Here is a 26,061-nt window from a genome sequence, read left to right as displayed (position 1 = left end):
TTAAGATTTGGCATGTTAAACATAATTTCTTGCAAGCAAATCGATATGCGCAGCATGGGTAGCTTCGCCGATAGCGGCAAACTTCCATTCTTCCTGATGACGGTACAATTCGCCGACGATAAGCGCCGTTTTGCCGGAGTAGTTATCCGTAAGATTAAACTTGACCAACTCCTGGTCGTTGCTGCTGTCGACGATGCGGATGTAGGCTGATTGTATCATGCCAAAGTCCTGCTTCCGGTTTTCGCAATCATAGATGTTAACGACCATCAAGATCTTGTGAACATCGGAAGGCACTTTTTGCAGATCGACAAAAATTTGCTCATCGTCGCCGTCGCCATCGCCGGTCAAGTTGTCCCCGGAATGAATGACGGAATTGCATCCGCTGTTCTTGTTGTAAAAACATACAAGATTTCCTTCCTTGGTCAGCTTGCCGTTCGCGTCGAGCATAATCGCAGAGGCGTCGCAATCGATGTTGACGGTCTTTTTCATGCCGAAAAATCCTTTTTGCACGGCCGGATCCCAGCCCAGACCGACGGTGATTTTCGAAAGCCCGGCTTTTCCTTTGGTCAGATCAATCTTTTGTCCTTTTACCAGACTGATAGACAATTCGTTCACCTCCCTTCGCACGTTCCCTGCACCGCTGCATGCACGCCGGTTCGGGAACCGCTGAATCACAAACATGCAATACGAAGTTTCCGGCGAATGGTTTCAGAACTCAACAAATTTTTACAAACCGAATTCGGAAGCGCTGATGGCGAGCGCGCTGCAAATTTCTTTGACGACTTCTTGCTCTTTCGCGTCAAAATCGCCGTCCGCCGAACCTACGGCGCAGCATACGCTTACGACTACCCTTGCAACTTCGGGCTTGTCTCTAAGCTTGCCGATTGCCTTCAGCGCTTCCTGTTTGCCGATAATCGCGTCGAACTCGAAATTGCTCACATAATGATTGAATCTCTCGATAACTTGGCTCATCTCGAATACCTTCAATTCTTCGCTGCGCCCGATGTAACCGGCCATTTTTTGCTTCTCGGCGGCGCTAATGGAACCGTCCGCAGCAGCGACAAGCGCGCAGCCGGCGACAACCGCTTCCAGGAAATCCTTATTTTTGTATTTTTTGACTTGGTCAGTCAGACCGTTTTTCGCATTGTTGACCCATGATTTAAAATTATTCAGCATGTTCATCTCTCTCCTTGGCCAATGAAATTATGATATAGGGATGGGGATTGGCGCAGCGCAGCTGTTCTCTAGACCTGCCACTCCTTCCAAATCTTCCTATCCATTAATTCTACCTTAGTTAGACACGATTTGACAATTCGTGCGCCAACCGCTTTACGGTAACAACATATATGTGAAGAAAACAGGCGAAACCGTTAAACACGCCCGCCAAAGCTGCGCATCGCCGGCCATAGGCGGAAGGCCTGCGACTGTCAGGCCGTTGCCCCCAATGCCAGAGGCGATAGCCAAATCTGCCTCGCTGCGCGAAAAATTCCTGCAAAAGTACATGAATTTGCGCCCTTGGTACGCTGGCCACGAAGAATTCCTGCAATTGTGCAGGCTTTTCACCGAACACATGGACAGAGATTCATTTTCGGCGAAAATTCCTGCACTTTCGCAGGTTTTCCGCCAAAAAAAACCAATTTCACAGAAAAAAACTGCACTTTCGCAGGCTTTCTCCCTGCCAAGCTGCCTCCTGCCAAGTTGTGCAGTTCCGCAACCTACGCCGGAGCACATTGGGAAAAAGCGGCTACCGCCCCCTCTCGTTCCCCTAACTCTAACAAATGCCGTAACTTCCTCAACGATCTGGATTGTGCAGCAATTTTCGATGAAAATGAGCCCGAACCTATGCATACCTTCTACTGAGTTCATCGGATAGACTCCTAGTGCGGGGGTTTTGCAGCAGCCTGGCTTTCGCAGGTTTTGCCGGCCGGCTGCCGGGCAGCGTCTAATGAACGGCTGCGCCGTCGTCCACACGCCGGCCCTTCCGGTTGCCCTGGCCGAACGGCGAGAAGTTCCAAACTTTTTGAAAAAGTAATGTTTTTTCACTTGTGTTTTGTATGACAAAACATTTACAATAGAAACAGGTGATGAAGCAATGAAAGACATGGTGCAATTCGGAGTTACGATCAAGCGCTTGAGAAAGCAGCGGGGCTTTACGCTGCGCGAGCTTGGCGAACGGTCCGGAGTCAGCTACTCGTTTATCAACTCCATAGAGAACAACCGCTTCCACCCGTCGAGAGAGACGGTTATTGCGCTTGCGGACGCGCTTGGCGGCGATAAGGACGAACTGCTCCTGCTGGCCGGCTTCGCGCCTACGGACGAAGAAGCGCTCGAATCCGCGCACCCGGCGGACCCGATGGATGCGGACGACGTTGAAGTCAGCCTATTTTTCAAAGATTTCAAAAGCGCGCCCAAAGAACGGCGCGATGAGATGCTGCGCTTCTGGAACTTCATCAAAGAGCAGCAGCAGAACCGCAGACCGGATACAGAACAAAGCTGACTGGCCCTAATGGGGCCATTCTTTCTCGCTTTTCACCGAACATATATTCTTATCGGAGAGGTGTTTTTATGTTTTCCCATTATCAGAAAACCCCTCTGGAACAGTCCATTGAAGCCTTGTACGAAAAGCTGGAGATCACTGCGCCCGATCAGCTGCGTATCGCCAATCTGGCGGCGAAGCTGGATATCTGGGTGTATTATATGGATATGAACAGCATGGCTGTGGAAAATAACGGGCTTTTCAGCATGAATATCGACTCCCGCCTGAGCGCGAAGGAGCAGTGGGAGGATTTCCTGCACGAGCTGTGCCATGTGCTGCGCCATTCGGGCAATCAGATGATGATGCCGATGGATTACGTCGACTGGCAGGAGCATGATGCGGCGAATTTTCAAATGTACGCGGCCATTCCTTTTCCGATGCTGGCGAAGCTTGCTCTGCCGGAACGCCAAAGCGAATGCATCGATCTGATCGCGGACGAGTTCGGCGTGACCTACAAGCTGGCCGCAGCCAGACTGCTGCAAATTCAGCGGCGTACCCTGCAGGGTATCTGGGACAGTGAATACCTGGCTTACACGCGAAGCCTGGCCCGCAAATACAACCCGGCCAACTGGTCGGATGCGACGATGCAAATCATGAACAAGCTGGAGAAGCAGCTGAAGCGGAAAGGAGCGGACAAGCATGGCGAAGCTGACGGTTTTGTATGAATTCCACGATACGCATTTAAAACCGTTTCTGATGACGATACGCTTTAGGCCCGGGGAGCTGGACTTACGCAAACAAACGTTCTATGTGCCGCTCGCCGCGCCATTTCGGCAGCTTCATATCGAGGACATAACCGATACGGAGCCGGGAGTATCCGTCCTGCTTGAGGATCTTACGGTGAATGAGCGTTATCCGCATTGCGTCGGCATTCATTTGCAATCGATACAGGCGCGTCACGGCTTGGCCGACACCGATGACGCGCTGCATATGTGGATTCGCATCGGCGACATCGAGGAAGTGCTGCAAATCGAAAATAGCGAGAGCCCGTATACCCGGGAGGACTGTCCATTCCTGCAAAGTTGTGTTACTATGATACATAATGATACATAGAAGATACATTTTGTATATACAGAGGTGAACGCGCCGTGGAACAATCTCCATCCGTAACCTGGCATCACTCCGTTGTGACCAGGCAAGAGCGCTTTTTGAAAAATGGGCACAAAAGCTGCGTCTTATGGTTTACAGGCTTGTCCGGCGCAGGCAAGTCGACGCTGGTGTTCATGCTGGAGAAGGAGCTTTATCTCAGAGACATTCGCTCTTATGTGCTCGATGGGGACAACATCCGGCACGGGTTGAACGCCGACCTGGGCTTCACGGGCCAAGACCGGAAAGAGAACGTCCGCCGCATCGGCGAAGTGTCGAAACTGTTCGCGGATGCCGGACTGATCGTGCTTTCCGCGTTTATTTCCCCGAATGAGAACGACCGGGCGATGGTGCGAAGCTTGTTCGATGAGGGGGATTTTTTGGAGGTATACGTCAAATGCTCGCTGGAGGAATGCGAACGGAGAGATCCCAAAGGTCTGTACCGGAAAGCGCGGAGAGGCGAAATCCCCCATTTCACGGGCGTTTCAGCCGGATACGACGTTCCCCGCAGCCCCGATATTACGATTGATACGGAAAATCTGACTGTCGAGCAATCGGTTCGTTTGCTTATCGAACAATTGGAAAAGAGAAACTTTCTCACCGTCGATGAGAAGCTTCTCTCTCCCTAGCAACGAGGCGCATAGCATTGCATTGCATCGTAAATCAAGCATGCGCCTCGGTTTGATAGCCCAGCAGTTTGCTGAACATCCCCTTCGTTTCCTGTGACAGCTGTTGGTAGCCCCCCTGCTGAACCAAATTCCCCTGATCCAATACGATGACCTGATCGGCTCCGCGAATCGTCGATAACCGGTGCGCGATGACGATAATCGTCAAGTTCCCTTTTAACCGTTCGATCGCCTGCTGAACTTTCAGTTCGTTTTCACTGTCCAGCGCGCTTGTCGCTTCGTCCAGTATAAGAATCGAAGGCTTGCGGAGAATCGCTCTGGCCAGCACGATGCGCTGCCGCTCTCCGCCCGACAGCCTCACTCCCCGGTCACCGATAACCGTATCGATGCCCTGCGGAAGCTTGCCGACGAACTCGGCCGAAGCGGAAAAATTCAGCGCCTCCCACAGCTCCTCTTCGCTCGCATGAGGGTTTACGAGCAAAAGGTTGTCGCGGATGCTCATATGGAACAAGAACGGGTCCTGCGATACGTAGCTGATCGAGCTTCGCAAAGGCAGCAGCGTATCGCTGTCAAGCGGAACGCCGTCTATGAGGATTTGTCCGCTTTCCGGCTGTATCAGTCCCATCAAAATATCGATCAGGGTGCTTTTGCCTGCGCCGGATTTGCCGACAATCGCGGTGAGCCCCTTGGCCGGTATGTACAAATTTATATGATGAAGCGCATAGGACTTGGAATCCTGCTCATACCGGAACCGGATACCGCGGCATTCGATTCCGCGCTCAATCGGGATAGCGGGCGACAAGCCGCCGTCCTTTTGAACTTTCCATTCCTGTGCCGCTTTGCATTCGCACTGAAGTTCCAAAACTGCCTTGAACGCAGGGAACATGGACACCATATTTTCCAGATTCGATTGAATAAGCGTAAACCGCGGCCACAAACGGGCGAAAATGATCACGATCAGCATCAGCTTCTCAGGCGGTATATGAAGCCATTCGAACGAAGTAAAAATAAACAGCGCGACAAGTACGGAAGCCGCAATTTTATGAAGAGACTGCGTCGTCGCATTCAGGCTGACGAATTGGGTTACATTTTGTTCGATGCGCTGGCACAGCGAAAGGAACCACGTTAAGTGAATGTGCTCGAGACGGTTGCTTTTAATATCTTTGATGCCGTTAAAATGCTCGGTAATGCCTGCGTAATAGCTCTGCGACAGCTCGGAGGTGCGATCGCCGAGCGATTTGGCTTTTCTGACAAACTTGCGGAACAGCATGAAAATCGCGGCGCCGCTCACCAGAATGACGACAGTCAGAAGAGGAGACAACCAGAAAGCCAGAGCAACCTGGATAACGGTAAAAATGACAGAAGCGATCAACTGCATGAACATGTTAGCTCCTTGGCTGACCCTTGCCAGTTCCGTCGACAAAATGTGGCTGAAATCAGACCTGCGTCTGGCCAGAAAAAAATCCCATTTAGCCTGCAAAATGGCCCGGTAAGTTTCAAAGCGCAGATGCTTGATAAAATGCTGCTGAATTTTCGAACTGCGGATCGTCTGATTGCGCTGCAGTAACGCCTGGAACGCGATAATCGCTACGTACACGGCAAGAATAACGGGCAAATTAAGCACGCTCTGCATGCGCTCTATCACAGTAGACATCCAGGGCAGCGGTACGCTTCTGGTCACATCGATATGAAAAAATCCGATCATTCCGAGCATGGGCAGCAGCAAATAAATGCCGATCCCGTCCAATAAGCTGACCGTAACCATGCCGGCCATATTGAGAAATATTCTTTTCCCCGTCACGGCAACCATTTTTTTCAGAAAAAACAGCATATCCCCCATGGGCATTCCCTCCTATAACGATGATTGCTGCTTGATTTGCCGCCAACACCACAGGAACGGGCGCAAGGGGAAGTATAAAAAATGCAGCGCTTTCGGCAACGGCAGCACGACGGCATCCTTTGCGCTCGGATAAAACCGGTTCAAGATGTACGTCCACTTTTGCCTGCCGCTCTTCAGAGAAAACAGGTAGGTGCGAAAAGGCTTTGCCAGCTCAGGCGGCGGGTCCGGGCACAGGTTCGCCAAGGCGTGAATGAACGCAAGCGCGCTCTGGGCAAGCTGGCGCTGCCGCCGCCCGTAAAACAAGCTCTTCATCTCATCGCTGACCGGCGTATGCAGCAGCCCGGAAGCGAGCATCAGCGCCTGCCCTCCGATATGCACGCAGCCGTATTTTCGAAGCAGCGCATGCAGTTCTCCCGGGCGCACCCCGAGTCTGACGAGTCTGTCGATATCCGCAAGCCAGCGGAGGCGGAACCAGCCGTGGCGGGAGCCGTGCGAGACGAGGTACAAAAATAAATCTTCGCTGCCCAAATAATAGACGGGGCTGCTGCCGATCGAACAGGTTCTTCTCCGTTCCCACAGCTCGCCGAACTGCGGCTCTTCTTTGCCCATATCGGGATTAAGCCGCCAATGCAGCTCGATTTCCACCTTTTTTTGCGGATGCACATAAGAACAGTGATAGAGCTTCCACTTCCAATCCAGCACACGGACGGGATTGTCGCGGATCACGTAGCCGAGCCGCTGCAAGAGCTGCTCCGCCAGCTCCACATCCTGAATCTGGACGAGAATATCCAGATCTTTGGAAGTTCTGAGCGACAGGTCGCCGTACAGCTCTCTGGCCAGCACCGGGCCTTTCAGCGTGAGCGTGCGGAGCTGATGCGTTTCCAGCCAGGCGCAAACCCGTTCCATCTCCGCGCCCAGATGAAGCATCTTTAGCGCATTGCGGCCGGATTCGACGCGAAGGGCCTGCATGACCTGGGCAGGAATCCGCCCGTTCCGGTCGACGCACTTCAGCTTCGCATATAGCGCCGGATAAATGCGGTGATGCTTGGCATATTGCAGAAACAACCGCCAATCGATGTCCGGAGCTTCCGCCGGGGCTTCCCACGGCTCATCATCGCTCAAACGCAGGATCGTGAAAATTTGTTCCAGCTCTTTTGGACAATTACGGTGATCAAGCTCGTATTCGTTCCCCATCCTTGTTCTCCCCCGACTTTCTCATCACTGAAACCTTTTGCCGAATTTCTCGACTACCGTGAATGATTCCATGCCCTCGGCTCCGGAAATATAGAACGGACCGCTGCGCAGCCAGGCGTGGGCGATCATTTTACCCGACTTGTCTTTGGCGGTTCCCAAATAGAGCGTGCTTTCGATTTTGCGCCGCTCCAGCATCTTCATCCCCGCTATGGCCATGACCAGGCATTTGCTTTCCCACAGCGTATGGCGGCTCATCATGCGGATTGCGCGGGAAATATTGCGGATGACAGCCTCATCCCGGTCCAGATGCGCATGCGGCGTCTCCTCGCTCCGGCTGCCGAGCGTAGGGGCGACTTTGGCGAAGGGAGCCGCTTTCAACATACGCGCCCACGCCAAATACACAAGCGCTTCAAGCAGAAGCAGCTTCATGAAAGGACGTAAAGAAAGGAACGCCTTTGCTTTTTTATACACGGTCCATTAGCCCTTTCTGATTTGGATTAATCCTTCCCTGGTCAAATGGTTTAAAAAAGCGATTACCTGCTCCTCGCACGCGGAGGGCTCGATGTCATATTCCGCTTCCAGCGAACCGACAACTTCCCCGATAGACGTTTCGGCGGCGATCAGCTCCCAGATCCGGCCGCCGGTGGCGCCAAGATTGTAGTATTTGCCGGTTTCCACGCAAAGCATGACCTTGTCTCCGTCCATGTCGCTGACGAGGCTGCCCGCTTTTTGCACAACGCGGTCGCTTAATGTAAGCTGCTGGCTGATCATCGCGTTAAATACACCCCTTTGCCGATTGTATGTAAAATTTGCTCGGTCAGCTCATGCGCCGAGAATCCGGCCAGCGGCCGATGAAGCCGGTACATCTCCGTGCGTCCGCTTACTTGCGCCGATACCGCAAAGTGCCACTGCTCCGCATTCATCCGCCGGATGAGCGCCTTGCGGTAAGTGTGCTGCACCAGCTTGTGCAGCTTCTCCAGCTTCCGGAAAGGGCGGATGTCGATCTCCCTGCCGTCCGTCGGCATAAGCTCGAACACGCCGGCAAGCGGAGCCGGATCGCGATGATAGCCGCTGTGAACGGGAACCGCATACTTGTTGACCTCCTGGTACACGGGCCGGTATTGATTGGCCGCGAAGCCCAGCCGGTCCATGCTTTCCTGCCACAGCTTCTGTTGAGGATATGCCGGTTGAACGATAGGCATGCCTGAATCCGCAGCGAGCGAGACGGCGATGACGTCATCGCTCAGCAGCAGGCAGCCTCTGCTCAAAAAAGCGGCCGCAAGCGTCGATTTGCCCGCGCCGGACTCGCCGACGAAAGCGTACGCTTTGCCGTCTACGACGACGGCGCTGCCGTGCAGCGGGAGAATCCGCCTTTGCATCAGCAAGGCGCCAATACACGTTCCGAGCAAATACACCCGAACCTTTTCGGGATCGGAACCCGGCAGCGGCGAAACCGCAATGCTGGAGCCTTCCTGCAGCCTGTAGATGGCCGTGCCCGGAATTTGAAACAGAAAACCGCCGTCTTTGACGACAAAGTTTTCGGATGCCGCCACCCGCTCCTGCCAAAACAAGGTCAAATCGGCGGTTTCGATCTCAACGTCCGCCGTTTCGGCCTGCTCTTCCGCAAGTGTCAGCTCCGGAAGCGGGATATCGCTGGCGATGCGCAGCCCGAACGCCTGGTAGACAGACCGTTTATATGCTTTAATGGAATATTCCCCCTGTCTTGTGAGATAAACCTCTATCAAGGTCTTTTCGAAGATGAGCGACCGCGTTCAGAGGTAGGTTTATTCGTCAATAAGAATGCTGTTCTACGCGCTTTAGCGCTGTAAAGAACTTAATCATTCTTATGTGGCAACAAAAGCAAAATGGCCGTCGCCGTCTTTCGACAGGACAGCGCCAACTTTTGCTTGCGTGTTTCCGGAGAGGATAACGCCCGCGCTTATCCTCTCCGGACACCGGCATCAGACAACAATTGCATAAGTACGAAAAGCATTAGCTCGGGTCGTAAAGGTCAGCATCGTGCACACTTACCCAGTCGATCTCTTTAGATCCTTTGCCTCCCATTGTCATGCCAACTTCAAGAACTTCCAAAGACGGTTGATTCCACTCTTTCTTTTGCATCGTATTCACCTCCCTTCAAGCGAACGGGCGAATGATCCGCCGCCGGCTGTTTATGAAAATGTTTAAGAAAACGGTAGACGATCAGCCCCTGCATCAAAATTTTGACATTTTCGTTGTTGGCGTATGCAGGAACAGGTTCTTTCACTTCGGACGCGGCCGCTCTCATCCTGTCGATGTTCAAATAGTCCGCGGCAATCCCGTCGCTGCACATGTCGTGCGCCTCACTCAGGAACGACGGCCAGGACGGCATCATCCGGTGAACCCAATCCGCCGGCTGAACGCCGCGGACTCTTTGATTCAAGCGGACGTTGTCGGGCAAATAACCGCGGGTCGCCCGGCGGACGAGCGAGCGGTCCTGCCCGTTTTGCACGTACTGTTCGTATGGAACCGACAGGCAAAAACGGGCGACTCTCGGATCATTGGTCGGATCCCGTTCCATCAGACCGAAACGCATCGACAGCTTCGTCGAAACGGTGCCGTTCTTGTTGGCAATGGCTAAGTTGTTGAACTTATCCAGTCTGACCTCCAGGGCGTCAGCCGAGGAGCCGTGCAATTCGAACGCGCTCTCCGGGATTTGTTCGAACACTCCGGTCTTCAGGGCGAAGTCCGGGTTAATTAAATCGGAAGCGTAAGCTTGCAAGCTTTCGGCGCTGCGGGAACCCGGCAGGGGAAACGCCCTCTTGCCGATGATCCGCATGAGGCGGGACTTGCTCAGCCCCGTCAGCCGGGAATACTGCAAGAGCTCGCGGGACAATTGCAGCAGCTTCAGCCTGCGCAGAAGCCTGGTGTAATACTCGAGCGCAGGCCCCCATGAGATCGTGAAGTTGCCTTTTGCCCCTGTAAGCAGCACCCCGGCGCCATCTTCCCGCGCGTGTTCGTAAAGCCCTTTGATCCAAAAAATATTGTGAAAATATTTAAAAGGCATTTCCAAGAGCTGCAGCCATTCGTCCATGTCCGACAGCGGGCTTTTGCCCGGGAAATCCAAATAATTTTCTTTCACGTTGCCGACATGCTGAACGACCGAGCGGATAAAAGGCCGTTCGTCAGGCATGAGCCGCGAAGACGTCCAATCCACGAAGTCCGCCACCGGCACGTAGCTGTAAGCGTGCAGGAGCTTCCCCTCCGGCAGCAGCTCTTTGGCGGCAAAGCTGGCCACCGCTCCGGAGTCCAGTCCTCCGCTGAGCGCGACGCCGACCTGCCGGTATGTGCGCAATCTCGCTTTCACAGCGGTTTGAAAGACGTCGCGGAATGCTTCCACATATTCCTCGCCGCTTCCAAGCCGGAGCGGTTCCACGGAAGTGATCGAGGAATAGCGGAAGGTAGCGACGCTGCCGTTCGCAGCAATCGTCATCGCATGCGCGGGAGGCAGCTGCTTGACGTTGCGGTAAGGTGTGGCATACACATTCACCGTCTCATACATGCCCGGTATGGCCAAAAATTCGGAGAGCCATTGTTCGTGAAGCTCCTTTTTCATCCCCGGCAGCGCCAGCAGCGGAGCGATCGCCGTGCAAAACGCAAACTTATCGCGGTGATCGCGATAATACAACGTCCTGTTGCCCGATTCATCCCTGGCCCCGAACAACCTGCGCTTCGCCTCGTCCCAAATCATGAAGGCGAAGTCGCCGATCAAATGCTTGGGCGCATCGATGTCCCATTTGCCGTAGGCCAGAACAATGAGCTCGCTGTCCGTCATCGCTTTGCGCTTTTCCGGCGCGACATCAAGCTTGGTGAACAAATCGTCGCGATTATCCAGAATCGCGTCCGCCGTTATCGCCACCCGGCGCATGCCATCGTAATAAGGCAGCTTTTCGCGCACGGATTCGGGCGTAATCCAAACGGCATGGCAGCCAAAAAACACAGGGCCGTCCGACCAGGCATGCGATCTATCGGAGGGATACCGCGCGAGCGTCGCCATCCATGCACCGCATTGCTCCGGCGAAGCCTGCTCTCCATTCAGGTTATAGAAGCCGACTATAACGCTCATGATTTCCTCCCTCGTTGGGCCAAATAATGGGAAGCCCAAAGGCTCAGGCGATTCCCGAACGGAATGAACGATTTGACCCGGTTCACCTTGCTCCTGATCGCCTGCAGCTGCTCGCGGAGACGCTTGTTGTCCGCTGCGTTTTTTTCCAGCCTCCGTTCAAGCGAGCGTATGGCTGCCTGCCATTGCAGCACTTGAGAGTCCGCCGGTGCAGGTGCAGGCGCGCTAACGGGGGTAATTTCGGCTGTGGCAGCCGCTGCCGAATGCGAGGTCAGGGCGTACCGGTCCTGCCATATCCAGCCCGTCGCCTCGGCGAACTGTCTGGCCCGCAGCCCAATAAGCTCCATATCCGGCTCAGGGTCGAACCGAACGCCGGTCCATTGCTGCGCTTCCTCCAATTGGCTGCTGTAGCCAAGCTCGTGAAAAATACGCGCTCCAAGCACCCGGCCGTAAATTTCGACTTCTTTTTTGTTCAAAATTTGTTTCCAATGGTCAAGAGAGTTTCGGTGGGCTTCCTTATGGTGCGACAAGAAAGGGTCCCCTACTCCCATGCTGTAAAACATTTCGGACTTGGAAGTGTTCATATGATCGCCATACTTCTCTTGTCCTTCTTCGTAGGTAATCCCTAAAAATGCGCACAGCCGTATCATTTCTTCCTGTGGATTGGATACCAGCCGCTCGTACGAGAGCCGGTAAGCTTGTGGATGCCGGGATGCGAAGTAATCGGTATATCGGAGCATTCCTGCCGTAAGATCCGTCATCTTGACGTCAAAACGAGGATTGTACATGTCTTGCACAAGGTCAAAGCTGACATTCGTATGGGCATTCACATTCTTATAAGAAGCAAGAATGCTCCACGGATTCCGAATGAGCCAAATTCTTTTGGATTGCGGAAACAGCCGGTCCAAAAACTCCAGGATGCCGTAATAGCGGGGAGATTTGTCGACCGCAAAAGTTGCTCCGCTGCTCCGTATCAGGCCGTTATAAATGTTTACCGCAAAGGAGCGGCAAGCCTGCTCATATACGTCCGGCGGGACGACGGCGTTATAAAACTGATTGATAATCCCCGCTCCCCCGTACGGGCGGGCTTTGCCTTCCCGCAGATCCAGCAAGCTCATCAAAAACCACATTTCCTGCGTTGCGAACACTTGGCTGTGGTTTTGCAGCATGGCTGTCACAAGGGAGCTTCCGCTTCGGGGTACACATAGTAAAAAAATGAGATTATTGCCTTGGGCATCAATCAAGCCGAATCCCCCTAAAACTTAGCCTTTGATACGTTATGTATCTATTATAGCATATAACTATCCGTTTTGTATCATAATTTCTAAAAAAATTTTTGTCGCTGTCTGTCGCAATCGTTGGGCCCACGCCGATGACACACAAAAGCCCTCCTTTTACGGAGGGCTCTGAATCAAGTAATCACCTGTTTGATATGGATGTTGCGTTCTTTGCTCAGATCGATAAAAGATTCGCCCACTTTGACAAGCGGGTGCGTATCGTCGCTTGGGTTGATATAAACGACCTCTCCCCACTGTCCGTCGGTCAGCAGCACTTTGCGCCCGATCAGACTGTTAATCATATTATTGAGGAAAATCGCAACGATGTAAGGGTCAAGCTCACCGAAAAAGCCTTGTCTCATTCGGCTCACGACCTCATAGAACGGCATCGCTTCGTGATACGGACGAGTCGAGGACATCGCGTGAAAAATATCGGCTACCGCTACGATTCGGCTCATCGGATCGATATGATCCCGCTTCAATCTCAACGGATATCCGCTTCCGTCCGAACGTTCGTGATGCTGCAAAGCAACCAGCGAAACGCGATAGCTCACCCCCACCGTGTCCCGCAGCATATTGTAGCCATAGATCGTATGGCGCTTCATTTCATCGAATTCGGCATCCGTCAGTTTGCCGGGCTTCATTAATATTTCCTTGGCAATCTGCACTTTTCCGACGTCATGCATGGTTGCCGCAAGCGAAAGCAGCGCGACATCCGCATCGCCGAGGTTCAACCACTTGCCGATCAGCGTCGATAATACGCCTACGCCGATATTGTGCCGATGCGTATACTCATCCTTCGCTTTCACCGCTTCGAACAATTGAAACAAATCAGGATGCTCCGCAGCTTCCTGGACAATCGGAATCAGCTCGTTTTTGACCTCGAGCAAAGGTACTTTCTTTTGCAGCTGTATGCGTTCGAATAAATCCTTGGCATACTGAGTAGCTTTTTGAACAAGCATTTGGGACGTGTTTGAGTCTTCGGAGACTTGCATCATCTCTTGCTCGGACGCCAGAATGATATCCGCCAAATCGATCCGGTGCTGACGAATCAGATTCAAATGCTCCTGATCCAGGATGGACTCGCTCGGCACCAGGACAAGCCCGTAGCCGGTCGTCACATCGTATTTTATTTTTTTGCCCAGTAGCTGTTCCACAAAAAGCGCCCCTCGCCCCAGCATTACAACATATTTCCATTTCATTATATATGACAAAATTTTCAGCTACTATGGGATGACTTTCCTATTTTATATGGGGAACCATTACCATTCGCATGGTCCTTATAGGAATAAGGGAATGCTGCTAAAGGGGGGGGGGAGTCGGCTGAGTTCGGGCTCAGCCCTGCGTTTTGCGGAAAGCAAGCGTGTCGGCAGGCAAGGCAAAAAGATGCGCTTTTCAGGCTGCCCAGAAACCCGCGCGTCAGAGCCGGTCGCACTAATCTGCCCAGTTGCGCGAAAAAAACTGCAAAAGTGCAGTTTTTGCTCGACGGATACGCTGCCCGTGACATATTCCTGCAATTGTGCAGGCTTTTCGCCGCGAATATGGGCTCAGGTTCAATTTCAGCGAAAATTCCTGCACAATCGCAGGCTTTTCGCCAAACGAGCCATTTTTAGAGAATAAACCTGCACTTTTGCAGGCTTTTTCCTTTCTAAGCCGCCTTGCCCGCTACTTCAGCCCGTAACCTGTGCAGGAAAAAACCTCCACTTTCGCAGACGCTCTCCCTGCCAAGTCCCATTGCCCCTACTTCAACTCTGAGCCCCGCGTAGGAGAGGCGTGACTTGAGGAATAGCGGCTGCGCCCCCTCCGTTTCCTCTAACCCGCCACTTTCTCAACAGTCTGTTTTGCACTGCTTCTGCTCACTGCCATTCCCACATAACCGGCTGCCCGCTCGAAAAAAACAAAAGAGGGGCCGAGGCCCCTCTCCGTCATTTCTTATTCTCGGCTTTTCTGGCGATCAGCATATCGACAACGATGTCGATTTGTGCGGTGATGGCGATAGGATCGTAACGATAGAACGTTTCGTAGTCGTTATAGAAAACGTTGTTGTTCTTCGAAGCTTTCAACCCTTTCCACACATTGGAATTCCTCAACTGTTTCTGCGCTTCGCCCTTTTTGTCCGGGTCATAGGTCGTCAGGAACATATAGTCGGTTGCGTACTCCGGCAGCACCTCCATGGAAAGCTGCATGGCCTCTTTTTGCGCCTTAGCCCGGATATTGTCCGGCATTTTCAGCTTCAGCGCGTTGTATACCGCTTGTCCGCCCCGGCCGCCGTTGTCGCCGAATACCCAAAGATCGCCTTTGTCCGTCAGCTCGTAAATGCCGAAAGTCGCGTTCTCTTCGACGACTCCTTTCAATCTTTCGCGGCCGGCCGCCGCCTTTTTATCAAAATCGGCAATAAACTTCTCCGCCTTCTCGGGCTCCCCGACAATATCGCCGAACAGCCGCAATGTTTCGTAAATGTTAGTTGCAGTGCCGTATGGAATGTACAGCGTCGGAGCGATTTTTGACAGCGCATCGTAGTTTTTGTCGTACATGATTACGATCAAATCCGGGGCCAGTTCCAGCGCTTTTTCGGTGTTGATCGGGGCGCCTACGTCCTTCGTATTTGTAAGCAGACCTTTCAAAAAAGGATTGTCAAAAATAGTCGGCTCGGCGCCAACGACATTGGCCCCCACGGACAGCAGTTCGCCGCCGTAATAATCGGTAACGATCCGCTTGGGCTTTGCCGGAATCTTGATGTCGCCCTTCACGGTTTTATAGGCGCGGACTCCCGATTCGGGCGCTTTGTCCGCCCCAGCCCCAGCCCCAGCCGCCGCTTCCTTGGTCGGCGCCGCTGTTGCCTCAGCACCTGTTGTCGACGCGTTTTGTGCTCCGCCGCAGGCGCTCAGAAGTACCGAGAAAGTCAACATCAGCGCAACCATTACGAAATGCGATTTTTTCTTTAGCATGATAAACCTCCCTAAAATATATGATAATGCGAATCATTATCAATTGAACTATAGCAAACATCGGTTTTGTTGTCTATATTCAAGCATTATTTTATGGGATGTCACGGCCTATCCTTGATGTAAAACTCCCTGTTTTCCAGCATAATTCCCACAGGTTTCGACATAGCGAAATTCGTCAAATTGTCCTCCGGATTTGAACTGGTTTTGAACTTGCCGTGCTACAATGTGTCAGAGTTCGGCACTTTGGAACCATAAGGAGAGGGACAAAAGTATGAAACGAATGTTGAAGACAACCGGTAAACTCGCTTTGAAGACTTCATTGGCAGCGGCACTGGCCATCCTGCCTGCTTCCTACGAAGCGGGAATAGCCGCGGCGGAAGATGCTGCAGATTACACCGTGCTGGTGTACATGAACGGATCCGACCTTGAGAGCGCGGATAACGCCGGCGCGGCATCGGCGGATCTGGAAGAGATGATGAAGGTCGGATCGTCCTCCAAGCTGAAGGTCGTCGTCGAAACGGGCGGCACGAAGCAGTGGGTGAACCCGAAGATCAGCAACGAGGTCAACCAGAGATGGCTCGTGAAGCAGGGCGACATCGAGAATGTCGGACCCGATCTGGGCTCACGGAACATGGGCGATTCTAACACGTTGAAAGATTTTATCGAGTGGGGCGTAAAGAAATATCCGGCGAAAAAATATGCGCTTGTTTTCTGGGATCATGGCGCCGGTTCGGTCAATGGCTTTGCCTCGGATGAGCTCCATGACGGCGATTCGCTTACGCTGGATGAAATTCAGACCGGAATCAGCGGCGCTCTGGCCCAGACCAAAACGAATTTCGAACTGATCGGCTTCGACGCCTGTCTGATGGCGACACTGGAAAACGCCAAAATGCTCTCGCCTTTCGGCCATTATCTGGTCGCTTCGGAGGAGCTTGAGCCGGGCCATGGTTGGAACTATACGCCCATCCTGCAGGCGATTGCGAACAATCCGGCGATTACCGGCGACAAGCTTGGAACCGCTATCGCGGATGGTTACAAAGAGCAAGCCGCTGAGCAGGATACGGCGAATACGATCACTCTTTCCGTCACCGATTTGTCTAAAATCGAACCCGTCGAAAAAGCGCTCAACGCATTTATCGCCAAAACGAGCGCAGACATCAGCGACCCGGAACGCATCAAATCCGTAGCCAAAGCGCGCAGCAAGTCGGAAGATTACGGCAGCAGCGGGGCGCACGGCGGCAATACGGACATGGTGGACCTCGCCGATCTGGCGAAAAACGCAGCCAATCAGTATCCGGCAGAATCCAAGCAGCTTATGGAAGCGGTCGGGCAGGCGGTTCTGTACAACATCAACAGCGATGCAAAGCCTGATGCGAAGGGACTCTCCATTTACTTCCCTTTCAAGGACAAAGACAACTTCGAAGCCAACCTGGAGAAATACGACAAAATCGATTTTTCGCCGGAATACAAAAAATTCGTTCACGACTACGTGAAACAAATCAAGTCGGACTCGAAGGGCGTTCATTTTGACACCGCCGCTCCTGCGCTTGAAGAAGAAAGCGCGGAGGGTCAATCCCGAAGCAAATCGTCCTATGCCGTCAAAGTAAACCCCAATGACGTCGGAGACATCGCCGAAGCATATTCCGTGCTCGCCAAGTATGAAGAAGGCTCGAATACGAAAGTGATGTTCCTCGGCATGGACGGCAACGTCGATATTGACGAGAAAACCGGGGAATTGAAGGATAACTGGACAGGACAGTGGGTCATGCTGAACGGACATTTCGTCTCCATGTTCGAGACAGACGTGAGCGAACACAGCATTCAGTATTCGATCCCTGCCAAGCTGAACGGCACAGAGCTCAACATTCTCACCGAGTTTAAAGCAGGGGCTGCGGAAGCGGAAATTTTGGGCGCATGGAAGGGAATCGATCCGAAAACAGGCATGGCCGACAAGAACATCATCAAAATCAAAAAAGGCGATAAAATTACTCCTTTGTTCTACACACACGATACCGCCACTGATAAGGAAGGCTTCACGGCAGGTAAAGAATTTACGGTAGATGACAAGCTGAAGCTTACGATGCAAGATCTGCCGGAAGGCGACTACTTGTACGGCTTCTATACAGTGGATTATGCCCAGAACGAAGCATTCTCCGATCTGGCCGCCGTCACGGTCGGAGGAACGGGCATTAAGGTGAAATTGAACGGCAAGCCGCTGTCCTTCGAGCAGCCTCCCGTCATTGTCGGAGAGAAAACGATGGTTCCGCTGCGCGCGATTTTCGAAGCATTGGGGGCAAAAATAAGCTGGGACGGGGATACGAGAACCGTCACGGCACAAAAAGGAGACACAACCGTCGTGCTGCAGGCGGATTCCAAGCTTGCCACTGTAAGCGGCAAACAGGTTGAATTGGAGCAGCCGGCGCAAATCGTCGGCGGAAGCACGATGGTTCCGGTCCGCTTCGTCAGCGAAGCGTTGGGCGCCAAAGTCGGCTGGGATGAAGCGACGAGAACTGTACTCATTGATTTGAATCCTTAAAATAGCTCTTTTTTCAGCAAAAAAACTGCTGGGAGGCCAGCCTCTCAGCAGTTTATTGCGTTAAACTTGTATCCGAAGCCCCGAACCGTCTGGATATATGCCGGTTTGGAAGGATTGAGTTCTATTTTTCTCCGAATGTTGAAAATATGTACCTTAACCGTATGGTCGCCCGCTGCATGATCCCATCCCCATATGCGGTCGTAGAGCTGCTCGACATGGAATGTCCGGTCGGGATGGCTGGCTAAATAAATCAGCAGCTTTCTTTCTTTTGCCGACAGAGTCACTTTCTCGGTGCCGATCCAAACGTCGCAGCTGTGAAAGTCGATGGTGATGCGGCCGTCATTATATGTCTGCTCCGAAAGCTTCTCCCGCCTATTCACATAACGGCGCAAATGGGCTCTCACTCTCGCTGCAAGCACGGCCGGATCGCAAGGCTTCGTAATATAGTCGTCCGCACCGGACTCCAGGCCGCTAATGATATCTTCCCGTTTGCATTTACCCGACAAAAACAGAATCGGAATGTCGGTATTCTTGCGCATTTCCATGCATAAGCTCATCCCGTCGGTATCGGGCAAAGCAGTATCCAAAATAATAAGATCCGCCCTGGTAGTTCTCATCGTTTGCAGCGCTTCACTGCCATTGCATGCGCACAACGGTAGAAACCCCGCCTTATTTTCAAAATGCGAAGCCAGCTTTCGAACTTTTGTTTCGCTGCCGACGATTAATACTTTTGCATTCTCCATGTCCGCCCCCCTTCCGTTCAATCGCCGTATCCTGCCTAACTCCACCAGTAGACGATCCCAAAAGAGAGCGGCAGCGCCAGCAGCAATCCGATAAACAACATCCAATTTTGTACACGTGTACTAAAAATCCTGAACAGATCGGTTTCGGGATAAAACCAACCGTGTATCCACCGCAAATAAACGAGAAAGCCCGACCAGAAAAGGTAGACGCCGAATACAGTCCATAATTCCCCCAAATTGCTCCCCCCTGATCCGCGCTATCGCATTCAGCACGCAATTACATGGATCAGAATAAACCAATGCACTTCATGCCGCCATACCTAAAAAGGAGTATTTTTTACTGCCCGAAGCGTTCGTGAATAGAGCTCCGTCATCCGTCAATATAACAAAGAAAAAACCCGAAGCCCCTTGTGTACAAGGAATTTCGGGTTTTATACTGCATTCTTTTCCCTTATTGTATAATACTGGTCGCTTAACTTAAAAGCTTATGCTATAATCGTTTTGCAATATAATAGGCTTTATGGGCGGTCGGCTACTCCCTCGAAAGGGGGTGATGCCTGTGGAGGTAAAAGATGCACTAACCCTAATGTTCATGTTCGGCATGTTCATGTTCGGCATGTTCATTTTGGCTTTGCTGACTTACCTAAACTCAAAGAAATAGACCGCCCCTCCAGAAAAGTGTGCGGTCTATTTCTATAGCCTAATCCTTTTCAAAGCCTACCGCCCTTAAAAGCGGATATTGCGCGGGAGAGTCGTGTTGGCAGCACGGCTCTCTTAGCATTGTACGCATTACTTAATTTCAGTATACCATACTGACTCATTATGAAGCAAAAAGATTATAAAAAACCCGAAACCCCTTGTGTGCAAGGAATTCCGGGTTTACTCGGGATGCGGTCGGAGGGATTTGAACCCTCACGCCTTGTGAGCGCCACCCCCTCAAGATGGTGTGTCTGCCGTTCCACCACGACCGCGCATATATGGGAAGAATGCTCTTCCATAGTAAGAAGTGAGCCATGAAGGACTCGAACCTTCGACACCCTGATTAAAAGTCAGGTGCTCTACCAACTGAGCTAATGGCTCTCAGCCCAAATTGGGAAAAATGGTGACCCGTAGGGGATTCGAACCCCTGTTACCTCCGTGAAAGGGAGGTGTCTTAACCCCTTGACCAACGGGCCATTTACGCCTTGGAACTATGCAGCCCGTTTTGACGACAAGTGTTATTATAACGGATTCTGCAGACGTTGACAAGCATAATTTCTGGAATTTGATCAAATACATATGGTATTCTGAAAAAAACACTTAGGACGCGAGGTGCACGTCATCCATGCTGGTATACAGAACTAATCAGGGAACCGCTCATGAAGAGCCGATTCGCGTTCCGCAGGCGGACGAAGTGGCCTGGATCCGCATGAAAAACCCGTCGCCGGACGAAGTCAGGTACGTACTGGGCACCTTATTCAAGTGCCATCCCCTGCTCGTCGAGGACGCCATCAAGCTCAATCAGCGGCCGAAGCTGGATACGTACGTCGATCACAATTTTGTTACTTTTTTTGCGATCTCCGATCGCCTGGAGCCGCAGGAATTCGGCATCGTCATTGGAGAAAACTATGTCATTACGGTCTACAAAGAAGATATTCCGTTTTTGGATCAGCTCTATCAAACCTTCCAGGAAGTTGAGAACAGGATGAGCCATCCCGGAGCCATACTTCACTCCATTATGGACCTCTGCGTGGACGATTACTCCGTTCTTGTCGATCAGATCGAGGACCGCCTGGATGCGATGGAGCAAGGTATTTACCACGATCCCGCTATCCGCATTGCGCAGGAAATTTTCCAGCTTAAGCGGACCATTCATCAGTTGAGACGCGTATTTACCGAAGAGCGGACGATACTGATGACGATCGGCCATCACTCTTTTCCCTACACCAGACAGGAAGATAACGTTTATTTTGTAGATATCGTCGACCATATTTCCCGGGTGGTGGATTCGCTTGACATTTTTCGGGAATCGCTGACCGGCTTGCTGGAACTTCAAATGAGCATGAAATCCGACCGGATGAATGAAATTATGAAGACGCTGACGCTGTTCAGCACGATTTTCCTCCCTCTTACCTTTATTGTCGGTGTGTATGGGATGAATTTCAAGCTGATTCCCGAGCTGAATTGGAAGTACGGCTACGTCTATGTGTGGATTTTGATGCTGTCCATCGGGGTCTTAATGTGGTACTACTTCAAACGCAAACGGTGGTTTTAGAAAAAAAGCGGCGCCACCCGGCGTTCGTGCCGGCTAGGTCCAGTAGGCGCCACTGTCGACTATTATGCAATTTTAAAATAGGATATCGATTCGCTCAATGCCGCAACGACGGCTTTAAGCTGCTCCGCGGCGGATGCAATGTTCTCCATCATCGCAAGCTGCTGCTCGGTGGCTGCTGCAGCTCCCTGGCATTCGACCAGAATTTGGCCGGAAGCCGAAGAGGAATGCTCCATCGTAGCGGAAATTTGCTGCGAGCTGGCAGACATCTGTTCGGTAATGGCCGACGTCTCATGAATTTGAGAAACGATGAGATGCACCGATTGCAAAATGGTATGGAAGCTCTGATTCACTTCAATCATCAGCTCCGAACCTGCATCGGCTTCCCGCTTCGCAGCGCTCATGGAACCGGATACGCTGGCGATCTCCAGCCGAGTTGCGTCGATCAGCCCGTTGATTCCTTCGGCGGATTGGAGCGATTGGCTGGCCAGCTTGCGAATTTCGTTGGCGACGACGTGGAAGCCTTTGCCGTGCTCGCCGGCTCTTGCCGCTTCAATGGAAGCGTTCAACGAAAGCAGGTTCGTCTGGTTGGCGAAATGCGTAATGCTCAGAGCGATTTTCCCGATCTCCTCGGATTTGTGCGTCAACGATTGTACCGTTTGGGCCAGCAAATTGACTGACGCCAAAATATGAGTCATCTGCTGCTGCAGCTTCACCAGCAATTCGTTACCGATCCCCGCATGGCGGGAAGTGAGCGAGGAATGCTCGGCCATAACGCCGGTATTTTCCGCTACGCGCTGAATTCCGATAGCCATCTCCTCGACGGCTCTGCTTGTCTCCGCGCTGCTGCGCGTTTGGAGCTCCGCATCGTGCGTAACTTCCTGGATGCTCCCGGCAATGTGCTCGGCGGCGGACGCAGACTCCCTGGAGCTGTCGTTCAGATCCAAAGATGCCGAATGGACGAATTCGGCGTGACGGGCGATCGTGCCGATCAGCTCTTTCATTTTCATCACCATCTTGTCCACCGATTGCAAAATGCTCCCCAGCTCATCCTGCGTATACCGCTGCGCCGGTTCGTGGCGAAGATCCCCTGCGGCTACCTTGCCAGTCACTTCTGCGATCCTTCGCACTGTTACCATAATGCGGCGAATGATAAATGCACCCGCAGCACTGATGATAATCATTAGCACGATCACGCCCGCAATCGTCATCCACATCGTTTGTCTCGATTGCACCCGCTTGGTTTCGATACTCGATTTGGCATATGCATCCAAAATTTCGCCGGCTTGATTCAGCCCTTCGCGCCCGCCCTCGAAAACCGCTTCCAGCTTCGGATCGTTCATGGCACCCTGTGCGGGAGCCGGCGATTGAACCGCTTGCTTTGCCGCTTGGGCCCATTGATCGAACAATTTATGGAAATTGGAAAAATTTTGCTCAAAAGTAAGTTTCGATTTCTCATGCGCAATCTGAAGCATTTGTTTGTCTTTCAAAACGGTTTCGACCTGCCCGACTCGCGTATTGGCCTGATCGATGTTGTCCTGTAAAATTTGAAGCTGGTTTTTTTTCTCATCCGCGCTTAAAGATCCGGAAACAAGAAGCTGATACGCGGCGAGCGCCTGGTACATATCCCGATCCGCATTCAGAATGAGCGATGTGCTCTTTTCCGTTGTTTCATAGAGCGAGGACGCCAGTTCCTCCACATTTCTGTCATTTTGCCGCGACAGGTACGTGCTCGTCCCCAAATAGAACAAGCAAGGCACGAGAAGCAATAAAATAAGTCTGATCCGGATCGTAAACAATTTTGCCAAGTGCTTGTCCTCCCTTTTTGTTGTAAAACTACGTCTATCGTATCCGGAAAAGATGTTGAAAGTTTTAGAATTTTGTTTGAAAAGTGCAAAAAAATAAACCCGACGGCATGACGTCCGTCAGGTTTATCGGCTTTCACATACGGAGAGAGAGGGATTCGAACCCTCGCACCGCTTACGCAGTCTAACCCCTTAGCAGAGGGTCCCCTTATAGCCACTTGGGTATCTCTCCAGAATGGCTCCCCGAACAGGACTCGAACCTGTGACAACTCGATTAACAGTCGAGTGCTCTACCAACTGAGCTATCAGGGAATAACAAGTTTTATTTTATTATGAAGGAGTTTGTAAGTCAAGTGTATACGATTTCAATTTGCCCCTGCATTTTCCGCAAGCGTATTTGCCGACATCCATTTTGCGCATCCGGTAATACTCCGTTTTGCAATTTACGCATTCAAGCCGGTACTTGTACGACCGTTTCTTCGAAGGGCGCGGCAAAGAGCGGCAGAATCGCGTTCCTCCCACCTGTTCGAGCAGCGTCTTGAAATCGTGGTCTCTGTGCTGGTACCCTCTTTTCATAATGTGCAAATGATAATGGCAAAGCTCGTGCTTAATGATTTTCTCAACTTCATCGCGGCCGAACGATTCCCACTGCACCCAGCTGATTTCAATATCGTGGGATTTCGTAAAATAGCGCCCTCCCGTCGACCTTAACCTTCGATTAAACCGCGCTTGATGTAGAAAAGGTCTGCCGAACGATGTCAAAGAGATGTGCTCTACCCACTGCTGCAGCTCCCGATCATCCATCAAAATACGCTCCTTTTATGAAGTTCTCACTTGAATTTGTACCGTATGAACGGCTATACTGTCAAGTAGAAAAGTAGAACGCAGCCTTTCCTGAGAGGGGAATTATCGATTATTATGCCACAAATGAGATACGCCATTCTAAAGCTGGACGAACAATTGGAATTTGTCGAACTGCCTTCCGCTTACATGTACCAGCTCACCGCCTTAAATCAACGGCTGCATAAAGAGCTTGAAAAGCTTACGGCCGACCGTGTACCGGAGCTGCCCGTTGTCATTGCCGAATGCGACGATTTGGAGCTGATCGGGGCCAAGTACAGCCTGATTCACGGCATGGACTACATCAACAGGCTTGAGCAATCCTTCGCGGCCGTACAAGAAAAAACTTACCCGCTGATTTCTCTGCTGACCGAAATTCGCGCCCTGCAGGCGCAGCTGGAGCAGTGGTACGAAGAGGAATGGCAAGCTTAAACTTTTGCCTTTAAGCTGCCTCACGTGCAGAAGCGGGAAGTCCGGCCCGGCAAAGGACCTGCACCTAATGCGCCCATTCCACATATCCTATTCATACATAGGCTAGGAAGGGGATGGGCACATGCCGCAATGGCTCTGTAATCAATTAATGCGGGCCTTCCACAACAAAAACCGCAGACAAATCCGGTTGCTGAACGACAGCTGGTTCTTTTATCGTTCCCGCCGCTCTAACGAGGAGTGGACCGATTCGCAAACACCGGACGGCCCGGGCAAACGCAAATACTAATAAAGAAGCTGGCGCCTGAACGAGCGGGTGTCAGCTTTTTGCAATTTAAATTTTTTAAAAATGTGAAAAACAACACTGTATTCCTGCATCATTTCTGATACGATATGTATCAATCGAAGAAATTCCCATCCCTTTTCAAGGAGGAATCGCCTATAAGATGAGATAAACCCCTGTCGAAGTCTTCCGACAGCAGACCCTTCACGGATTTCCCTCAGCCTTACCCCAATTTGTGATGAAACCTCGCTGATTTCGCATGATCTTCCATTGGATACCCATGTATCCGCTCTCCCTTTTCTTTTTTTGCGTTTTTCCTAATTCTAAAAACCCCCTTTATTTACCCGCATCGTCTTCCCCGGTTTTCCCTGGTTTTCCCCTCTTTTCTCTTGCTCCGCCCCAATGCTGCGAAGGGCAGTTAGGCGACGGAACGAACACAAACCAGAAAATTCCCGTTAAGGTCAAGGATTTGACCTCCGTGAGCGCTATCGCGGCCGGCAAAAATTTCTCCCTCGCACTCAAAAGCGACGGCACCGTTTGGGCATGGGGATACAACAACGACGGCGAGCTCGGCAACAGTTCTACCATCAACCAGCTTACTCCCGTGTTGATCAAAAACTTCGGAAGCGTGAAAAGCATCGTGGCCGGTTTCCATCACAGCATGGCGATCAAACAGGACGGCACCGCCTGGTCCTGGGGGTATAACGGCTACGGCCAACTCGGGAACGGCACAACTTCCAACCGGACTTACCCCGAGCAAATTGCTTCCCTTTCCTCCATTCAAGCTATTAGTGGCGGGGAGCATATGACGCTCGCGTATGGAAACAACGGCATTCTGTATGCTTTCGGCCGCAATGATACCGGCCAACTCGGTAACGGTACGACCATGGATACGAATGCGCCGCAAAAAGTCATTGGCCCGAATCTGAATCCGGCCGATGTCACGGCTCCAACAACGATCTCGGACTTCCGCTTAACGGCGCTGCGAGTGCGTTCCGCCGATTTGGCCTGGTCGAAAGCGGCGGACGATGTAGGCGTAAGCGGGTATGAAATTTCCAACGGTTCCGTTTGGGTCGGAACTACCGGGCCTACGAGCACCAGTATAACGATTAACAATCTGGCATTGAATACCTCTTATTCGTTCACGATAAAAGCCAAGGACGCCGCCGGCAACCGCGCTGCCGCCAGCAATCCGGTTACAGCCGCTACTTCCGATAAAACGCCTCCTTCCGTTCCGAAGGACCTTACCCTTCTGGGCTTAAGCAATTCAGCCGTTACCTTAACATGGACCGGCAGCACGGACAACGATGTGGTCAAACAATACAATATTTATTCGGGAACCGCCCGTGTAGGAAGCACCGCAAGCAACAGCTTTACCGTGACAGGACTGCTTTCCAAAACCGCCTACTCCTTCACCGTAAAAGCCGAGGACGACGCGGGCAACGAATCGGCGTCGAGCACGCCGCTGTCCGTTACAACGGAGTAAATGCAAATTTTTGGCTCCAAGTATTGCTTTCATCTCCCTTGCGCTCTATAATGTAAATAAATGCCATACACTACGGAGT

27 protein-coding genes and 5 tRNA genes are annotated in these 26,061 nt (G+C 51.9%); 10 read left to right on the top strand and 22 right to left on the bottom strand.

Features of this window, described 5'->3' with window-relative positions; all coding sequences use genetic code 11:
• Window positions 1–15: 15 nt before the first annotated feature.
• The 3 genes from AC3G2T_RS01890 to AC3G2T_RS01880 form a co-directional block, all read right to left on the bottom strand.
• Window positions 16–606, bottom strand: a complete 591-nt coding sequence (locus AC3G2T_RS01890) for a TerD family protein (protein ID WP_474683970.1) — start codon at window positions 604–606, stop codon at window positions 16–18.
• A 120-nt stretch (window positions 607–726) separates the two neighbouring features.
• Window positions 727–1,173: a tellurite resistance TerB family protein gene (locus AC3G2T_RS01885; RefSeq protein ID WP_474684113.1), complete on the bottom strand. Its 447-nt coding sequence runs from the start codon at window positions 1,171–1,173 to the stop codon at window positions 727–729.
• Between the two features lie 156 nt (window positions 1,174–1,329).
• A complete protein-coding gene (locus AC3G2T_RS01880; RefSeq protein WP_488434330.1) occupies window positions 1,330–1,866 on the bottom strand; it encodes a hypothetical protein in 537 nt (178 codons plus the stop codon).
• Between the two features lie 226 nt (window positions 1,867–2,092).
• Between AC3G2T_RS01880 and AC3G2T_RS01875 the strand changes: the two genes are divergently transcribed.
• The 4 genes from AC3G2T_RS01875 to cysC all read left to right on the top strand — a co-directional run bounded on the left by AC3G2T_RS01875 (window position 2,093) and on the right by cysC (window position 4,251).
• A complete protein-coding gene (locus AC3G2T_RS01875) occupies window positions 2,093–2,497 on the top strand; it encodes a helix-turn-helix domain-containing protein (protein ID WP_474683969.1) in 405 nt (134 codons plus the stop codon).
• Between the two features lie 68 nt (window positions 2,498–2,565).
• Window positions 2,566–3,201 carry an ImmA/IrrE family metallo-endopeptidase gene (locus tag AC3G2T_RS01870; RefSeq protein ID WP_488434329.1) on the top strand — a complete coding sequence of 212 codons (636 nt, stop codon included), beginning with the start codon at window positions 2,566–2,568 and terminating at the stop codon, window positions 3,199–3,201.
• Window positions 3,176–3,589 carry a hypothetical protein gene (locus AC3G2T_RS01865; protein WP_488434328.1) on the top strand — a complete coding sequence of 138 codons (414 nt, stop codon included), beginning with the start codon at window positions 3,176–3,178 and terminating at the stop codon, window positions 3,587–3,589. Before AC3G2T_RS01870 ends, AC3G2T_RS01865 begins: the two co-directional genes overlap by 26 nt.
• A 35-nt stretch (window positions 3,590–3,624) precedes the next feature.
• Entirely contained in the window at window positions 3,625–4,251 is a 627-nt protein-coding gene (cysC, locus tag AC3G2T_RS01860) for an adenylyl-sulfate kinase (RefSeq protein ID WP_474683966.1), read from the top strand.
• A gap of 34 nt (window positions 4,252–4,285) precedes the next feature.
• Here the strand turns inward: cysC and AC3G2T_RS01855 are convergent, their stop codons facing one another.
• The 10 genes from AC3G2T_RS01855 to AC3G2T_RS01810 all read right to left on the bottom strand — a co-directional run bounded on the left by AC3G2T_RS01855 (window position 4,286) and on the right by AC3G2T_RS01810 (window position 15,609).
• Window positions 4,286–6,088: an ABC transporter ATP-binding protein gene (locus AC3G2T_RS01855; RefSeq protein WP_488434327.1), complete on the bottom strand. Its 1,803-nt coding sequence runs from the start codon at window positions 6,086–6,088 to the stop codon at window positions 4,286–4,288.
• A gap of 12 nt (window positions 6,089–6,100) precedes the next feature.
• On the bottom strand, window positions 6,101–7,282 hold the full coding sequence (locus tag AC3G2T_RS01850) for a nucleotidyltransferase domain-containing protein (RefSeq protein ID WP_488434326.1): 1,182 nt from the start codon (window positions 7,280–7,282) through the stop codon (window positions 6,101–6,103).
• Between the two features lie 24 nt (window positions 7,283–7,306).
• Window positions 7,307–7,711 (bottom strand): lasso peptide biosynthesis B2 protein, encoded by a 405-nt coding sequence (locus tag AC3G2T_RS01845; protein WP_474684112.1) that lies wholly within the window; start codon window positions 7,709–7,711, stop codon window positions 7,307–7,309.
• Window positions 7,712–7,759: 48 nt separating this feature from the next.
• Window positions 7,760–8,053, bottom strand: coding sequence for a lasso peptide biosynthesis PqqD family chaperone (locus tag AC3G2T_RS01840; RefSeq protein WP_474683963.1), 294 nt, complete (start codon window positions 8,051–8,053; stop codon window positions 7,760–7,762).
• Entirely contained in the window at window positions 8,050–9,027 is a 978-nt protein-coding gene (locus AC3G2T_RS01835; protein WP_488434325.1) for an HPr kinase/phosphorylase, read from the bottom strand. Before AC3G2T_RS01835 ends, AC3G2T_RS01840 begins: the two co-directional genes overlap by 4 nt.
• Window positions 9,028–9,274: 247 nt before the next feature.
• Window positions 9,275–9,403 (bottom strand): paeninodin family lasso peptide, encoded by a 129-nt coding sequence (locus AC3G2T_RS01830; protein WP_474683962.1) that lies wholly within the window; start codon window positions 9,401–9,403, stop codon window positions 9,275–9,277.
• Window positions 9,360–11,387 carry an asparagine synthase-related protein gene (locus AC3G2T_RS01825; RefSeq protein WP_488434324.1) on the bottom strand — a complete coding sequence of 676 codons (2,028 nt, stop codon included), beginning with the start codon at window positions 11,385–11,387 and terminating at the stop codon, window positions 9,360–9,362. The genes AC3G2T_RS01830 and AC3G2T_RS01825 overlap by 44 nt, the downstream gene beginning before the upstream one ends.
• A complete protein-coding gene (locus tag AC3G2T_RS01820; RefSeq protein ID WP_488434323.1) occupies window positions 11,384–12,628 on the bottom strand; it encodes a sulfotransferase family protein in 1,245 nt (414 codons plus the stop codon). Before AC3G2T_RS01820 ends, AC3G2T_RS01825 begins: the two co-directional genes overlap by 4 nt.
• A gap of 167 nt (window positions 12,629–12,795) precedes the next feature.
• The gene (locus AC3G2T_RS01815; RefSeq protein WP_474683959.1) at window positions 12,796–13,818 is read right to left on the bottom strand and encodes an HD-GYP domain-containing protein; all 1,023 of its coding nucleotides are present in this window, start codon (window positions 13,816–13,818) and stop codon (window positions 12,796–12,798) included.
• A 768-nt stretch (window positions 13,819–14,586) separates the two neighbouring features.
• Window positions 14,587–15,609: an iron-hydroxamate ABC transporter substrate-binding protein gene (locus AC3G2T_RS01810; protein ID WP_488434322.1), complete on the bottom strand. Its 1,023-nt coding sequence runs from the start codon at window positions 15,607–15,609 to the stop codon at window positions 14,587–14,589.
• A gap of 271 nt (window positions 15,610–15,880) precedes the next feature.
• Between AC3G2T_RS01810 and AC3G2T_RS01805 the strand changes: the two genes are divergently transcribed.
• A complete protein-coding gene (locus tag AC3G2T_RS01805; protein ID WP_488434321.1) occupies window positions 15,881–18,145 on the top strand; it encodes a clostripain-related cysteine peptidase in 2,265 nt (754 codons plus the stop codon).
• Window positions 18,146–18,189: 44 nt separating this feature from the next.
• Here AC3G2T_RS01805 and AC3G2T_RS01800 read toward each other — a convergent pair whose 3' ends face one another.
• Window positions 18,190–18,888: a response regulator transcription factor gene (locus AC3G2T_RS01800; RefSeq protein ID WP_488434320.1), complete on the bottom strand. Its 699-nt coding sequence runs from the start codon at window positions 18,886–18,888 to the stop codon at window positions 18,190–18,192.
• A gap of 35 nt (window positions 18,889–18,923) precedes the next feature.
• The gene (locus AC3G2T_RS01795; protein WP_488434319.1) at window positions 18,924–19,124 is read right to left on the bottom strand and encodes a hypothetical protein; all 201 of its coding nucleotides are present in this window, start codon (window positions 19,122–19,124) and stop codon (window positions 18,924–18,926) included.
• 284 nt (window positions 19,125–19,408) lie between these two features.
• Here AC3G2T_RS01795 and AC3G2T_RS01790 point away from each other — a divergent pair, with 284 nt between their 5' ends.
• Entirely contained in the window at window positions 19,409–19,549 is a 141-nt protein-coding gene (locus AC3G2T_RS01790; RefSeq protein ID WP_488434318.1) for a putative holin-like toxin, read from the top strand.
• Between the two features lie 228 nt (window positions 19,550–19,777).
• On the opposite strand, the gene AC3G2T_RS01785 is transcribed toward AC3G2T_RS01790, so the two are convergent.
• The 3 genes from AC3G2T_RS01785 to AC3G2T_RS01775 form a co-directional block, all read right to left on the bottom strand.
• Window positions 19,778–19,859 (bottom strand) — tRNA-Leu (locus AC3G2T_RS01785).
• 36 nt (window positions 19,860–19,895) lie between these two features.
• Window positions 19,896–19,968 (bottom strand) — tRNA-Lys (locus AC3G2T_RS01780).
• A 20-nt stretch (window positions 19,969–19,988) separates the two neighbouring features.
• A tRNA-Glu gene (locus AC3G2T_RS01775) sits at window positions 19,989–20,063 on the bottom strand.
• Window positions 20,064–20,212: 149 nt separating this feature from the next.
• Between AC3G2T_RS01775 and corA the strand changes: the two genes are divergently transcribed.
• Window positions 20,213–21,142: a magnesium/cobalt transporter CorA gene (corA, locus tag AC3G2T_RS01770; protein WP_488434317.1), complete on the top strand. Its 930-nt coding sequence runs from the start codon at window positions 20,213–20,215 to the stop codon at window positions 21,140–21,142.
• A gap of 62 nt (window positions 21,143–21,204) precedes the next feature.
• On the opposite strand, the gene AC3G2T_RS01765 is transcribed toward corA, so the two are convergent.
• From AC3G2T_RS01765 to AC3G2T_RS01750, 4 genes are all read right to left on the bottom strand, one after another.
• The gene (locus AC3G2T_RS01765) at window positions 21,205–22,947 is read right to left on the bottom strand and encodes a methyl-accepting chemotaxis protein (protein ID WP_488434316.1); all 1,743 of its coding nucleotides are present in this window, start codon (window positions 22,945–22,947) and stop codon (window positions 21,205–21,207) included.
• A 140-nt stretch (window positions 22,948–23,087) separates the two neighbouring features.
• Window positions 23,088–23,176, bottom strand: a tRNA-Ser gene (locus tag AC3G2T_RS01760).
• A gap of 4 nt (window positions 23,177–23,180) precedes the next feature.
• Window positions 23,181–23,256: transfer RNA gene (locus AC3G2T_RS01755), tRNA-Asn, on the bottom strand.
• An 18-nt stretch (window positions 23,257–23,274) separates the two neighbouring features.
• Window positions 23,275–23,748 (bottom strand): SprT family protein, encoded by a 474-nt coding sequence (locus AC3G2T_RS01750; protein WP_474683952.1) that lies wholly within the window; start codon window positions 23,746–23,748, stop codon window positions 23,275–23,277.
• Window positions 23,749–23,862: 114 nt separating this feature from the next.
• On the opposite strand from AC3G2T_RS01750, the gene AC3G2T_RS01745 reads away from it, so the two are divergent.
• The 3 genes from AC3G2T_RS01745 (at window position 23,863) to AC3G2T_RS01735 (ending at window position 25,982) form a co-directional block, all read left to right on the top strand.
• Complete coding sequence (locus AC3G2T_RS01745) at window positions 23,863–24,216, top strand: hydrolase/acyltransferase (RefSeq protein ID WP_474683951.1); 354 nt, start codon at window positions 23,863–23,865, stop codon at window positions 24,214–24,216.
• Between the two features lie 121 nt (window positions 24,217–24,337).
• Window positions 24,338–24,502: a cortex morphogenetic protein CmpA gene (cmpA, locus tag AC3G2T_RS01740; RefSeq protein WP_474683950.1), complete on the top strand. Its 165-nt coding sequence runs from the start codon at window positions 24,338–24,340 to the stop codon at window positions 24,500–24,502.
• A gap of 253 nt (window positions 24,503–24,755) precedes the next feature.
• Entirely contained in the window at window positions 24,756–25,982 is a 1,227-nt protein-coding gene (locus AC3G2T_RS01735; protein WP_488434315.1) for an RCC1 domain-containing protein, read from the top strand.
• The last annotated feature ends 79 nt before the right edge of the window (window positions 25,983–26,061 follow it).

Source organism: Paenibacillus sp. sgz302191, assembly GCF_057749925.1.
The sequence above is the reverse complement of the archived record's forward strand: the minus strand, read 5'-3'. Positions and strand labels throughout refer to the sequence as shown.